This window comes from Mycolicibacterium hodleri (genome assembly GCF_025822245.1).
GTDB classification, from domain to species: domain Bacteria; phylum Actinomycetota; class Actinomycetes; order Mycobacteriales; family Mycobacteriaceae; genus Mycobacterium; species Mycobacterium hodleri.
Genome location: NZ_JACKTL010000078.1, coordinates 17,049 through 30,225 on the forward strand (window position 1 = coordinate 17,049; position 13,177 = coordinate 30,225).

At 70.8% G+C, this 13,177-nt stretch carries 9 protein-coding genes; 5 read left to right on the top strand and 4 right to left on the bottom strand.

All coding sequences use genetic code 11. The annotated features are described in order from the left end of the window. Positions 1-10 precede the first annotated feature (10 nt). Genes H7J06_RS31760 through H7J06_RS31770 form a run of 3 tightly spaced genes read right to left on the bottom strand, consistent with a single transcriptional unit; the run spans position 11 to position 6,503 of the window. The gene (locus H7J06_RS31760) at positions 11-1,261 is read right to left on the bottom strand and encodes a hypothetical protein (protein WP_264043974.1); all 1,251 of its coding nucleotides are present in this window, start codon (positions 1,259-1,261) and stop codon (positions 11-13) included. Continuing rightward, positions 1,258-2,592, bottom strand: a complete 1,335-nt coding sequence (locus H7J06_RS31765) for a M1 family metallopeptidase (protein WP_264043976.1) — start codon at positions 2,590-2,592, stop codon at positions 1,258-1,260. The genes H7J06_RS31760 and H7J06_RS31765 overlap by 4 nt, the downstream gene beginning before the upstream one ends. Then, a complete protein-coding gene (locus tag H7J06_RS31770) occupies positions 2,589-6,503 on the bottom strand; it encodes a Pls/PosA family non-ribosomal peptide synthetase (protein WP_264043978.1) in 3,915 nt (1,304 codons plus the stop codon). Before H7J06_RS31770 ends, H7J06_RS31765 begins: the two co-directional genes overlap by 4 nt. Before the next feature lie 137 nt (positions 6,504-6,640). Here H7J06_RS31770 and H7J06_RS31775 point away from each other — a divergent pair, with 137 nt between their 5' ends. The 5 genes from H7J06_RS31775 to H7J06_RS31795 all read left to right on the top strand — a co-directional run bounded on the left by H7J06_RS31775 (position 6,641) and on the right by H7J06_RS31795 (position 11,914). Continuing rightward, positions 6,641-7,024 (top strand): hypothetical protein, encoded by a 384-nt coding sequence (locus H7J06_RS31775; RefSeq protein WP_264043981.1) that lies wholly within the window; start codon positions 6,641-6,643, stop codon positions 7,022-7,024. 136 nt (positions 7,025-7,160) lie between these two features. Then, the gene (locus tag H7J06_RS31780) at positions 7,161-8,717 is read left to right on the top strand and encodes an aldehyde dehydrogenase (NADP(+)) (protein WP_264044041.1); all 1,557 of its coding nucleotides are present in this window, start codon (positions 7,161-7,163) and stop codon (positions 8,715-8,717) included. 33 nt (positions 8,718-8,750) lie between these two features. Continuing rightward, the gene (locus tag H7J06_RS31785; protein WP_264043983.1) at positions 8,751-9,677 is read left to right on the top strand and encodes a 5-dehydro-4-deoxyglucarate dehydratase; all 927 of its coding nucleotides are present in this window, start codon (positions 8,751-8,753) and stop codon (positions 9,675-9,677) included. Continuing rightward, positions 9,677-10,930: a glucarate dehydratase family protein gene (locus tag H7J06_RS31790; RefSeq protein WP_264043984.1), complete on the top strand. Its 1,254-nt coding sequence runs from the start codon at positions 9,677-9,679 to the stop codon at positions 10,928-10,930. The genes H7J06_RS31785 and H7J06_RS31790 overlap by 1 nt, the downstream gene beginning before the upstream one ends. A 57-nt stretch (positions 10,931-10,987) precedes the next feature. Further along, positions 10,988-11,914: a LysR family transcriptional regulator gene (locus H7J06_RS31795; RefSeq protein WP_264043988.1), complete on the top strand. Its 927-nt coding sequence runs from the start codon at positions 10,988-10,990 to the stop codon at positions 11,912-11,914. A gap of 81 nt (positions 11,915-11,995) precedes the next feature. On the opposite strand, the gene H7J06_RS31800 is transcribed toward H7J06_RS31795, so the two are convergent. Then, complete coding sequence (locus tag H7J06_RS31800) at positions 11,996-12,982, bottom strand: 2-hydroxyacid dehydrogenase (RefSeq protein ID WP_264043989.1); 987 nt, start codon at positions 12,980-12,982, stop codon at positions 11,996-11,998. Positions 12,983-13,177: the final 195 nt, after the last annotated feature.

Consider the following 13,177-nt stretch of genomic DNA (forward strand, 5'->3'; position numbering starts at 1 on the left):
AATTACACGCTCACGGTGGCGGAACTCTGGCAAGCGCGATCAGGTGCACCGCGATTCCAGCCAGGGGGCCGCACAGCAGCGCCACCACGGTGCGGGTCTCCAGTGGCCACGGCACCAGCAGCAGCAGAGTCGACGTCAACGTCGCGCTGATCCATCCGACGGCATAGGCCCGGTGCAGCGCCGCCGCGACGGTCGCCGCCCCGGTCAGAGTCAGTGCCGCGATCATCACCGCCGCCGCGGTGAACCAGGCCAGCAGTGCGCCGCCCAACTGGTAGTCCGGGCCGAACGCGGTGCGCAGCAGCCAGGGCCCCAGCAGCCCGGCGACCAGGACGGCGGCACCGCCGAGCACCGCCAGCGCCGCCACCGGCGCGATCAACGACCGCAGGCGTCGGTCGCGCTGGTCGACGAAATGCGCGATCAGGTTTCCCTGCATCGCGGTCAGGGGCACCAGCAGTGGAGCTCGGGTCAGCGTCACCGCGAGGATGACGACGCCGCCCGCGGCGCCGAGGTCCGCCGAGGTCGCCTTCAGCAGGACGGGGAAGCCCATGATCAGGATTGCGCTGGCGCCGGCCGCCGCGATGGAGTGCGAGGCGCCGCGCAGGAACACCGCCGTGGTGCCGGGGGTGACGAGTCGGGCGGCGGCGCGGGCCGACGGCGAGGCAAGCAGCAGCACGAGCCACGCGATCGCGCCGGCCACCGTCGCCCAGAGGTAGCCGACGAGACCCCAGCCGATGAGGAACGCCGTTGCCGCGACCGTCACGCGCATGGCGGCGTCGCCGACGATGAGCGCCCCGTACTGCGACCATCGGTCCACCCCGGCCAGCATGCCGAGCAGCGTGGCGTGTACGCAGAACCCGGCCACGCCCGCCGCCAGCAGGACGACGCTCAACGCCTGCGACTCGGTGAACACGTGCCAAGACCACAGCGGCGACGTGCCTGCGATCGCCGCCGCCGACACCACGCCGACGACCGCTGCCACCCGCATGGGGCTCGACCGCGGCTCCGGCACGTGCGTCAGCGTCCTGGCCTGGCGCACCTCGCGGGTGGATTCCTGCAGCAGGCCGTTGGCGGCGCCCGCGAAGAGCCCGAACGCACCCCAGAACACGGCGAACACCGAGAAGCCGGCCGGTTCGAGGTCGCGGGCGGCGAGGTAGAGCACCGCGTACCCGCACAGCGCGCTGACGACGGTGGCCGCCCCGACGCGGACGACGCTGCTCCTGGTGACGGGCCCCTGAGTGGGGACGGCCGCGCCGTCGGTCACAGGTCGGGGACGTCCGTCGAGTAGAGCCACGCCTGCCACAGCGGACGCAGCGACTCGTCCGCGTAGTTGGCGGCCAGACCGGTGAAGTCGTCGGTGACGGCGGTGCCGTGACGGTGCCGAGTCGTCCAGTCCTGCAACAGCGTGAAGAAGTTCTGGTCGCCGATCGCGCCCCGCAGCGCGTGCAGCACGAGGGCGCCGCGCTTGTAGACCCGGTCGTCGAACATGTCGCGCGGACCGGGGTCGGAGAGCAGCAGGTTCTGCGGCGAGTGGCGCAGCCGATGATGGTAGTGACGGGCCAGCTCGTCGGCGGTGCGGCCGCCGGACTCCTCCGACCAGAGCCACTCGGCGTAACAGGCGAAGCCCTCGTGCAGCCAGATGTCGCGCCAGCGCCGCGCGGTCACGGAGTTGCCGAACCACTGGTGGGCCATTTCGTGGGCGATCAGGCGTTCGGCCCCGCGCTTGCCGTCGCAATGATTGGCTCCGAAGATGGAAATGCCCTGTGCCTCAAGTGGAATCTCGAGATCGTCGTCGGTGACCACGACGGTGTAACCGTTCGACAGGGGATACGGACCGAACAGCTTGACGAAGAGCTTCATCATCTGCGGCTGGCGCCCGAAGTCGTGGTTGAACTCCGCGTGCAACCGTTGCGGCCGAACGGCATTCATCGCGACCGGCTGCTTGGTGAGGCGGTGGTGTTCGTACTGGCCGATCTGCAGCGTGACGAGGTAGGTCGACGTCGGCTCCGGCTGCTCGTAGGTCCACGTCGTCATGGCGGCCCGCGTCTTTCGCGACTCCAACTTGCCGTTGGCCAACGCGTAGTACGGGTTCTCGCACGAGATCGCGATGCGGTAGCTCGCCTTGCTGCTCGGGTGGTCGTCGCACGGGAACCAGGACGCCGCGCCGTTGGGTTGGCCGGCGACCAGCGCGCCGCTGGTGAGTTCCTCGAATCCCACGTCGCCCCACAGGGATCGGATGGGCTTGGGCGTGCCGGAGTAGCGCACGGTGACCGACAGTGCCGCACCGGCGGCCAGGGGGGTGGCGAGCGTGACGTCGAGTTTGTTGCGCGAACGCGAGAAGTTCGCGGGCCGGCGGCCGTTCACCGACACCTTCGACACCGCGAGCGCGTCGGACAGGTCCAGGCTGAAGGTTCGCAGGGAGGCCAGCGTCACCGCGGTGATGGTCGCGGTACCGGCAAGCCGGTTGATGTTGACCTTGTACTCGACGTCGAGTTCGTACCGGGACACCCGGTAGCCGAAGTTGCCGTTGCCGGGCAGATAGGGGTCGATGACGGGTGGAGTTCCCTTGGCGCCCTTCTTGAATCCCCGTGTCACGCGGCGCTCTTCGGGGACTTCGTGGCCGAGCCGCCCCGCTTCTTGCGCTTCTGGCCCCACGGTGCGATCGGGTTGCCCTGCCACCGCGTCGACGGCGGCACCTCGTCGCCGCGCATGACCAGCGAGGCGGGACCGACCGTGGCGCCGGCCCCGATCTTCGCGGCGGGCAGGGCCACGCAGTGCGGGCCGAGCGTCGCACCCGCCTCGAGGACGACGGTGTCCAACCGCATGATCCGATCGTGGAAGAGATGGGTCTGCACGACGCAGCCGCGGCTCACCGTCGCCCCGTCGCCGACGGTGACGAGGTCGGCCTCCGGCAGCCAGTACGTCTCACACCAGACACCCCGACCGATCGTGGCGCCCAGGCCCCGCAGCCACACGTTCATCACCGGCGTTCCGCTGGCGGCCCTGGCGAACCACGGCGCGGCAACGGTTTCGACGAACGTGTCCGACACCTCGTTGCGCCACACGAACGACGACCACAGCGGGTGTTCCTTGGCTTCGATCCGTCCCACCCACAGCCACTTGGCCAGCACGGCGATCGCGCCCGCCACGGCACCGGTGACGATGAGGACCAACCCGCACGCGAGCGACGCCCACACCCAGCCGAACTCGACGGCCAGGGCTTGCAGCGCGGCGAGCATGCCGACGCCGATCGCGAACGTGACGATCATCGGCAGCAACCGGCAGGTCTCGACCATGCCGCGCATGACCTTCAGCTTGCGCGACGGATGGAACGTGCGGAGCGCATCGGCTGCGGTGGTTTGCCTGCGCAACCGGACGGGGGGACTGCCGAGCCACGACGACCCCGCCTTGGCCTTGTGGGGCGTGGCGCTGAGGACGGCGACGAGCCCGTCGTCGGGCACCCGCCGGCCCGGTTGGGTGATGCCGGAGTTGCCAAGGAACGCGCGCTTGCCGATGGTCGCGGTGGCGACGTGGATCCACCCGCCGCCGAGTTCGTAGGACGCGACCATGGTGTCGTCGGCGAGGAAGGCACCGTCCTCCACGACGGTGAACTTCGGCGTCATCAGCGTGGTCGAGATCTCGGTGCCCGTGCCGATCTTCGCGCCGAGCAACCGCATCCAGGCCGGTGTCAGCAGGCTCGCGTAGACGGGGAACAGGTAGTTGCGCGCGGCGTCCATCAGCCGCTCGGTGGTCCACAGCTGCCAGCCCACCCGGCTGCGCACGGGGTGGTAGCCCTCGCGCAGACCGAGCGACATCAGGCGCACGCCGAGCACCGTCAGCAGGGCGTAGAGGAACACCGCGACGGCGGTCGCGACGGGCGTCCACGCCAGGGCGGGCCAGATCGCCTCACCCAGTGACGCGGTGTCGCGAATCGCCCAGCCCACCACCGCGAGACCGGCGCCGAGGGCGAGCAGCGGGACGGCGCCGAGCAGGATCGACGTCAGGCCGAACATCGCCACCCAGAGCGGTGCGCGCGGGGGTCGTTCGTCGGGCCACGGATGGCGTGCCTTGCCGGACTTCATGGCAGGCGAGCCCTTCCAGTACTGGCCGGCCTTGACCTTGCCGACCACGCCGGATCCGGGTGCGACGTCGGCGTTCTTGCCGACCACGGCGCCCGGCAGCAGCGTGGTCCTGGCGCCGACGGTCGCGTCGTTGCCGACGACGATCTCCCCGACGTGGAACAGGTCGCCGTCGATCCAGTGTCCGGTGAGGTCCACCTCGGGCTCGATGGAGCACCGGTGGCCCAAGCTCAGCATGCCGGTGACCGGCGGAGCGGAGTGCAGGTCGACGCCCTTGCCCACCCTGTTGCCGAGCGCGCGGGCGTAGTACGTCAACCACGGTGCGCCCGCGAGGTTTTCGGCACCGCTGGCCTCACCGAGCCGTTCGGCGAGCCAGACCCGCAGGTGCACCGAGCCGCCCCGGCGGTAGGTGCCGGGCTCCAGGCTGCCGATCAGGATGCGCGCGCCGAGGACCGCGATGGTCATCCGGCCCACCGGGGTGACGAAGACGACGAAGCCGATCAGCAGCAGCCACCAGTTCACGGTGACGGCCCACGGCAGCAGCTGCCACCTGGCGGCAATGTCGTTCAGCAGCGCCAGCCACACCACCCACTGCATGCCCGCCAGCGTGGACAGCGGCACCGACGCCGCGAGCTGCGCCAGCTCGGTGACGCGGGAAACCGGTGCGACGACCCGGGTTTCGACGGCGGCCGCGGGGTCGAGCTCGTCGAGGTACCCGGCGAGTGAGCCGAGGCGGGGATGGTCGTACAGGTCGGCGACCGTCACCTCCGGATACTTGGCGCGCAACGCGGCCACCAGTTGGGCCGCCGACAGCGAACCGCCGCCCAGGGCGAAGAAGTCCTCCTCCGGCCCGGCGACCGGGGCGGCGAGCACGTCGCGCCACAGCCCCGCCAGCCAGCCGGTGGTGCCGCCGAGGTCGGGGTTGTCGGCGTCGTCGCCTGCGTCGCCGACCGGCCAGGGGAGGGCATTGCGGTCGACCTTGCCCGACGTCCGCGTCGGAAGCTCGTCGAGCAGAACGAGTCTGGGCACCAGGGCCGCGGGCAGCGACTCGGCCAGCGCCACCCGGGCGGCGGCCAGGTCGAAGTCGGGGTCGGCGCTCGCGACGTAGCCGACCAGCAGGGGAGTGCCACTGGCGGTGCGCCGGACGGCGGCGGCGCCGCCGCTGACGCCGGGCAGGTTCACCAGGGCGGTGTCGACCTCGCCGAGCTCGATGCGCCGGCCGCCGACCTTGACCTGGTCGTCGGCGCGGCCCTGGAAGTACAGCCCGTCGGACTCCAGCCGAACCAGGTCGCCGCTGCGGTAGGCGCGCGACCACCCCAGGGTGGGCATCGGGGCGTACTTCTCGGCGTCCTTGTCGGGGTCGAGGTAACGGGCCAGGCCGACGCCGCCGATCACCAGCTCGCCGACCGCGCCGAGGGGGACCGGGTTGCCTTCGGAGTCGACGACCGCCAGGTCCCAGCCCGGCAGCGGCAGGCCGATGCTGACGGGACCGGTGCCCTCGAGCTTGGCCAGGCACGCCACCACCGTCGCCTCGGTGGGGCCGTAGGTGTTCCACACCTCGCGGCCCTCGACGGCGAGCCGGTCGGCGAGTTCGGGAGGGCAGGCCTCGCCGCCGAAGATCAGCAGCCGCACCGCCTCCAGCGCCTCGGCGGGCCACAGTGCGGCCAGCGTCGGCACCGTCGAGACCACGGTGATGTCCCGCGACACCAGCCACGGGCCCAGGTCCATGCCGCTTCGCACTAGCGAGCGAGGGGCCGGCACCAGGCACGCGCCGTACCGCCACGCCAGCCACATCTCCTCGCACGACGCGTCGAACGCCACGGACAGACCGGCCAGCACCCGGTCGCCCGGCCCGATCGGGTTGTCCGCGAGGAAGACTTGCGCCTCGGCGTCGACGAACGCGGCGGCGTTGCGGTGCGTGACCGCCACGCCCTTGGGCGTTCCGGTGGAACCCGAGGTGAAGATGATCCAGGCGTCGTCGCGGGGCATGGGGGGTCCGGCCCGCCACCCGCGGGACGAACCGGGGCCGCGCACCAGTCCGAGGTCGGTGATGATGGCGACGACCCCGGCCTCGCCGAACACCAGGTCGGCCCGCTCCTGCGGGTCGTCGGCGTCGACCGGCACGTAGGCCGCGCCGGCGGCCAGGGCCGACAGGATCGCGACGTAGAGCGCGTAGCTGCCCGAGGGCATCCGGATGCCGATGCGGTCGCCGCGACCGATTCCGCGCGCAGCCAGCCACGCCACGCTCTCCTCGACGTCGGCGATCAGCTCGGCGTACGTCAGCTGCACGTCGCCGTCGTCGAGCGCGGGCGCGTCGGGGTGGCGCTCGGCGGTCGCATGCAGGATGTCGATCAGCGTCCGGGACTGCGGCGCTGCGTCCGACAACAGGTATTGCGCGGGGATGTCCGGCCGAGCCTCCGTTGTCACGACTACAAACTACTAAGCCCACCCGCGTGGTTCGCGCCACGCCGCGCCATCGCGAGGTCATACCGATGGATTCCGCGTGATTGCAACCATCGCCCGACGTCGGCGGCGCGTCTACCCTCGCGGAGGTGCGGCTATTCGTGGTAGACGGAGCGGGCGACGACTGGAGCGAATTGACGGCCGGCGGTGAGCCCACCGTGCGGTTGGCTGCCCCTGACCTGCAGCGGGCTCAGCGCGGTCGCGCGCGGATCCAATCCGACCGCGGTGACGTGGAGGTGATCCTCGACCTCACGGTCGCGGTGGCGTCCGACTTCCGCTCGGTCCGTGACCTGGCGGTCGTCGACGACGGAACGCTGCGGTACGCCGGCACGGTCGACGGGCTGGCCGGGTTGATCGCCGACATCGAGGTGGCCGGCGTCGCCGACGGGGTCACCCTCATCGCCGCCTCGCCGCGCGTCGACCTGCGGGAGTTGGGCCGGGACGTGCTGCAGCGGCTGGCGCTGCGGGGCCGCAAGTCCGCCTGAGGCCAGGCCACCGCTGATGCAGGTACTGCATTAGTCGGTGTCATATCGGTCTTGGACATGTATTGATCCGGGACTTAGCGTGGGACGCGTGACGACCTTCGACACCGCACCGACCACCAGCACCCTGACCGGACGCATGATCATCGCCGGCGAGCTCGTCCAGGGCGACGGCACCGAGATCCGCGGCTTCGACCCCGTCGCGAGCGCCGAGCTGCCGCCGGCCTACCGCTACGGCGACGACGTCGACGTCGAGCGGGCCTGTGCGGCGGCGGCCGCGGCCTTCGGCGAGTACCGTGCCACCACCTCCGAGCGTCGGGCGGCGTTCCTCGAGCTCGTCGCCGACAACGTCGAGGCGCTGCGCGACACCCTGGTCGCCAGGGCGTCGGCCGAGACGGGCCTGCCCCAGGCGCGCATCACCGGCGAGGTCGGCCGCACCACCGGACAACTCCGGCTGTTCGCCGACGTGCTGCGCGAGGGCAGCTGGAACGGCGCCCGCATCGATCCCGCCCAGCCGGATCGCGCCCCGTTGCCACGCCCCGACATCCGCCAGCGTGCCGTCCCGCTCGGTCCCGTCGCGGTGTTCGGCGCCAGCAACTTCCCGCTCGCCTTCTCCGTCGCCGGCGGCGACACCGCGTCGGCCTTGGCCGCCGGGTGCCCCGTCGTGGTCAAGGCGCACGACGCCCACCCGGGTACCTCCGAACTCGTCGGCCGCGCCATCACCGACGCCGTCGCTCAGTCCGGGCTGCCCGCGGGCACCTTCTCGATGCTGTTCGGTTCCGGACCGGGGCTCGGGACGGCGCTCGTCACCGATCCGCGGATCAAGGCAGTCGGCTTTACCGGATCACGTTCGGCGGGAATGGCTCTCGTCGCCGCCGCGGCCGGCCGCCGGGAGCCCATCCCCGTCTACGCCGAGATGAGCTCCGTCAACCCGGTGTTCCTCCTCGACGGTGCGTTGGCCAGTCGCGCCGCCGATCTCGGCCGCGCCTTCGTCGCGTCTCTGACGATGGGGTCGGGGCAGTTCTGCACCAACCCGGGTCTGGTCATCGCCGTCGACGGCCCCCACCTGGACACGTTCCTCGCCGCCGCCAAGGACGCCGTGGAGCAGGCACCGGCCACCCCGATGCTGACGCCGAACATCGCCACGAACTACGCCCGCGGCGTCGCCGCACTCGACTCCGATGCCGACCTCGTCGTGCGCGGAGTACCCGGCGACGACCGCACCACCTGCCGGGCCGCCCTGTTCAGCACCGACGCCGCCACCTTCCGGGACTCCGAAGCGCTGCAGGCGGAGGTCTTCGGCGCCTCCAGCGTCGTCGTCCGGTGCGCCGACGCCGCCGAGATGGCCTCGGTCATCACCGATCTCGAGGGTCAGCTGACGGCGACCCTGCACGTCGACGACTCCGACCACGAGCAGGCCGCCGAACTGCTGCCGCTGCTGGAGCTGAAGGTCGGGCGCATTCTGTTCAACGGCTGGCCGACGGGTGTGGAGGTGTGCCACGCCATGATCCACGGTGGGCCCTCTCCCGCCACCTCCGACTCCCGTACGACCTCCGTCGGTGGTCGGGCGATCGAGCGGTTCCTTCGGCCCGTGTGCTACCAGAACGTACCGAAGTCGTTGCTGCCCAGTGCCATTGCCGACGGCAACCCCGACGGACTGTGGCGCCGCGTCGACGGCCAACTCACCCAAGACTGACTGAACCCCTCACTGCGACCTAGGAGTCACGCCATGCTGGACGGCGTACTGTTCTTTCCCGTCACCCCCTTCACCGAGAGCGGTGACGTCGACCTCGGCCGGCTCGCCGAACACGTCGCCAAGGGCGTGGACGCGGGCCCGGGAGGCGTGTTCATCGCCTGCGGCACAGGAGAATTCCACGCCCTCGAACCCGTCGAGTTCGCCGGCATCGTCCGCACCGCGGTCGAGGCGGCCGGTGGGCGCGTGCCGGTCTACGCCGGCACGGGCGGTTCGGTGGCCCACGCCAAGATCTTCGCGCGCACGGCCGCCGACGCCGGCGCCGACGGGCTGTTGCTGTTGCCGCCCTACCTCGTCACCATGCCCCAGCGAGGCCTCGTCGAGTACACCCGCGAGGTCGCCGGCGCCACCGACCTCCCGTTGATCGTCTACAACCGCGGCAACGCCCGCTACACGGAGGCGTCCGCGATCGAGGTCGCGCAATTCCCGAACGTGGTCGGCTTCAAGGACGGAACGGGTGACGTCGACCTGGTCGCCCGCATCGTGCGCGCCGTCACCGACGCGTTGGCGCCGTCGCGGAAGCCGTTCCAGTTCTTCAACGGTCTGCCGACCGCCGAGGTGTCGCAGCAGGCGTACCGCGCCATCGGCGTCACGCTGTACTCGTCGGCCACCTTTGCCTTCGCCCCCGAACTCGCGCTGGCGTTCTACCAGGCGCTGGAGCGCGGTGACGAGGCCCTGGTCGCCGCGCTGCTGCGGGACTTCTTCCACCCCCTGGTCCGGCTGCGCGACACCGTCCCCGGGTATGCGGTGTCGCTGATCAAGGCGGGCGTCAGCATGGAAGGCATTGCGGCAGGACCGGTTCGGCCGCCGCTGATCATGCCGTCGGCAGAGGACGTGGACGCGTTGGCGGGCATCATCGCCGCGGGACGCGCGGTGATCGCCGACGAGCTCGCGGCCGTCTGATGATCCGCATCACCGGTGCCCGCATCACGCCGGTCGCGTTCGTCGACCCGCCCCTGCTCAACACCGTCGGGGTCCACCAGCCGTTCGCCCTGCGTGCCATCATCCAGCTGGACACCGACGCCGGCGTGGTCGGGTTGGGGGAAACCTACGCCGACACCCGGCACCTGGCCCGGCTCGAAGCCGCGGCCGACGCGATCACCGGGTTGGACGTGTTCGCGCTCAACGCGATTCGGGCGTGCATCGCTCGCCGGTTGGCGGGCGACGACGCCGCCGTCGGCACGGCGGGCATGATCACCTCGGCGAGTGCCGTCGACCAGGTGTTCTCCCCGTTCGAGGTGGCCTGCCTCGACGTGCAGGGCCACGTCACCGGCAGGCCGGTGTCCGATCTGCTGGGCGGCAAGGTCCGCGACGAGGTTCCGTTCAGCGCATACCTCTTCTACAAGTGGGCGGCGCACCCCGGCGGTGAACCCGACGCCTGGGGCGAGGCGCTCGACCCCGCCGGGATCGTCGCGCAAGCGAAGCGCATGATCGACGAATACGGCTTCACGGCAATCAAACTCAAGGGCGGGGTGTTTCCACCCGACGAGGAGATGAAGGCGATCGAGGCGCTGCGCGAGGCATTCCCCGAGCACCCGCTGCGGCTTGATCCCAACGCGGCGTGGACGCCACAGACGTCGGTCAAGGTGGCCGCCGGGCTCGCGGGCATCCTGGAGTACCTCGAGGACCCGACGCCGGGCCTCGACGGCATGGCCGAGGTCGCGGCACAATCGCCAATGCCGTTGGCCACCAACATGTGCGTGGTCGCGTTCGACCAGCTCGCCCCCGCCGTCGCGAAGGACTCCGTCAAGGTGGTGCTCTCGGACCACCACTACTGGGGTGGTCTGCAGCGGTCCCGGCTGCTGGCCGGCATCTGCGACACCTTCGGCCTCGGTTTGTCGATGCACTCCAACTCGCATCTGGGCATCAGCCTTGCGGCGATGGTGCACCTCGCGGGTGCCACGCCGAACCTGAGCTACGCCTGCGACACCCACTGGCCGTGGAAGACCGAGGAGGTCGTGAAGGCCGGCGTGCTCGAGATCCGCGACGGTGCGGTGGCAGTGCCGACGTCGCCGGGCCTTGGCGTCGAGATCGACGACGACGCCCTCGGTGCCCTGCACGAGCAGTACCTGCGGTGCGGGATCCGCGACCGCGACGACACCGGGTACATGCGGAGCATCCACCCCGAATTCGAGACCGCCAGCCCGCGCTGGTAGCTACACTCATGCCCGATCGGCCCATCCGCGGTGTCGGTCGATACGGAGTATGCATCGATGTTCTCACTGGCGAGGCTGTCCTGCTTCATCGCCGTCGCCGAGGAGCTCCATTTCGGGCGTGCCGCCGAACGCCTGCACATGACGCAGCCGCCGCTGAGTAGGCAGATCCAGCAGCTCGAATCCGAGCTGGGCGTGCAGCTGATCGACCGCACCACCCGGTCGGTGACCCTCACCCCGGCCGGAGTGGCGTTCCTCCCGGACGCGCGGCGGATCCTGCAACTGGCCGAGGGTGCGGCGATGACCGTCCGGCGGGTTCCCGCCGGGGATCTCGGCACGGTGGTCGTCGGCTTCACCGCCGCCTCGGCGCACGCCGTGCTGCCGCGTCTGCTCGAGCGTGCCCGCGCGGAGCTGCCCGACGTCAAACTGGAACTCCGCGAGATGGTCTCGGCCGTCCAGCTCGAGGGTCTGATGTCGGGAGAGATCGATCTGGGGATGGTCCGGCCGCCGGTGAAGCGGCCGGGCATCGTGTCACGGCCGCTGCTGCACGAACAGCTCGTCGCGGCCCTGCCCGGCGGGCACCCGCTGGCGAGCCTGCCCCGGCAGCTGACCCTCAACGATCTCGACGGCCAGGACGTCATCATGTACTCGCCGGTGCAGGCGCGGTACTTCAACGACCTGCTGATCAGCACCTTCACCATCGCCGGCGCCACGCCGCGGTATGTCCAGTACGTGACCCAGGTGCACACGATGCTGGTGCTGGTGCGCTCGGGCATCGGCATTGCGCTGGTACCCGCCTCCGCGGCGACGCTGCATCCCGAGGGGGTGGTGTTCCGGTCGATCGGGGCGTTCCGCGAGCGACCGGTCGAACTGGACGCCGCGTGGCGCAGCGACAGCACCAACCCCGCGCTCCTACGCCTGCTGCGCGACGTGCTGCCGCAGCGGGAGTGGACCACCGACGATCTGGCGGACGAGTTCGTCGGCTAGCTGACGTCCCGGCTCGGATCCACTTTCAGAGCGGGTGGGTCCTCGCTCCCGCGAACCAGCCGCTGACGCCACGACGCATTACTAGACCGCCATCGCAGGCTCGACGACGGGCGTCACCAGGCGACCGCTGCGCAGGAATTCGTCCAGGTTGTCGAGGGTGAGCTGTTCCATTGCCGCCCGGGTCTCGACGGTGCCGCTTCCGACGTGTGGCAGCAGCACCACGTTGTCCAGGGCCAGGAGTTCGGTGGGAACGTTGGGCTCGTCGGCGAAGACGTCGAGGCCCGCGCCCGCGAGGCGGCCGGTGGTCAGGGCGTCGACGAGCGCACCCTCGTCGACGACGCTGCCGCGCGCGATGTTGACCAGGTAGCCGGCGGAGCCGAGGGCGTCGATGACGTCCGAGTCGACCAGCTTCCGGGTGCCGCTGCCCCCGGCGGCGGCCACGACGAGCACGTCGACGCCGGCCGCGAGGGCGACGGGTGAGTCGACGTAGGCGTACGGCGAGTCCGCCTTCGGGTTGCGGTTGTGGTAGGAGATCGTGCACCCGAATGCGCTGAGGCGCTTGGCAATTGCCGATCCGATGCGGCCGAGGCCGATGATGCCGACGCGCCGGTTGCTGACCTGGTGGGTCAGCGGGAAGTTGCCCGTGGCCGGCCACTTCCCGGCACGCACGTAGCGGTCTGCGGCCGAGAACTGCCGCATCACGTCGATCATCAGGCCGACGGCGGTGTCGGCGACGCAATCGGTGAGGACGTCGGGGGTGTTGCTCACGCCGACACCCCGCTCGGCGGCGGCGTCGACGTCGGTGGTGTCGTATCCGACGCCGAAGTTGACGATCGCGCCGAGCTTGGGAAGCGCTCGCATCAAGTCCGCGTCGACGCCGGAGCGACCCGAGGTGACCACCGCGGTGATCTCGCCGCCGTGCGAGGAGAGGAACTCGCTGCGTCCGGAGGCCTCGTCCGGGAGCACGTACGCGCCGTAGGTCTCGGACAGGGTCTGCTCCAGCGAGGCTTTCAGCGGGCCGACCTGCAGCACGGTGCGGTGGGAGGGCGTGGGGAGTGGTGTGCTCATGTTGAGAACAACGGTACGACTACCTGCGGATACCCGTCCAACCCCGAAATAGCATGGACTAATGCCCAACCGGCATGATCGGGCGTTTGGCTGCACCGTCACGGTATCGCCCAGCCCGCGGGCAGGCCGTCGACGCACCTCAGGGGTGCTTTTGGCCCGCCTGACAGGCGGCCGAACGGGGCCGTCAGGGGCCGA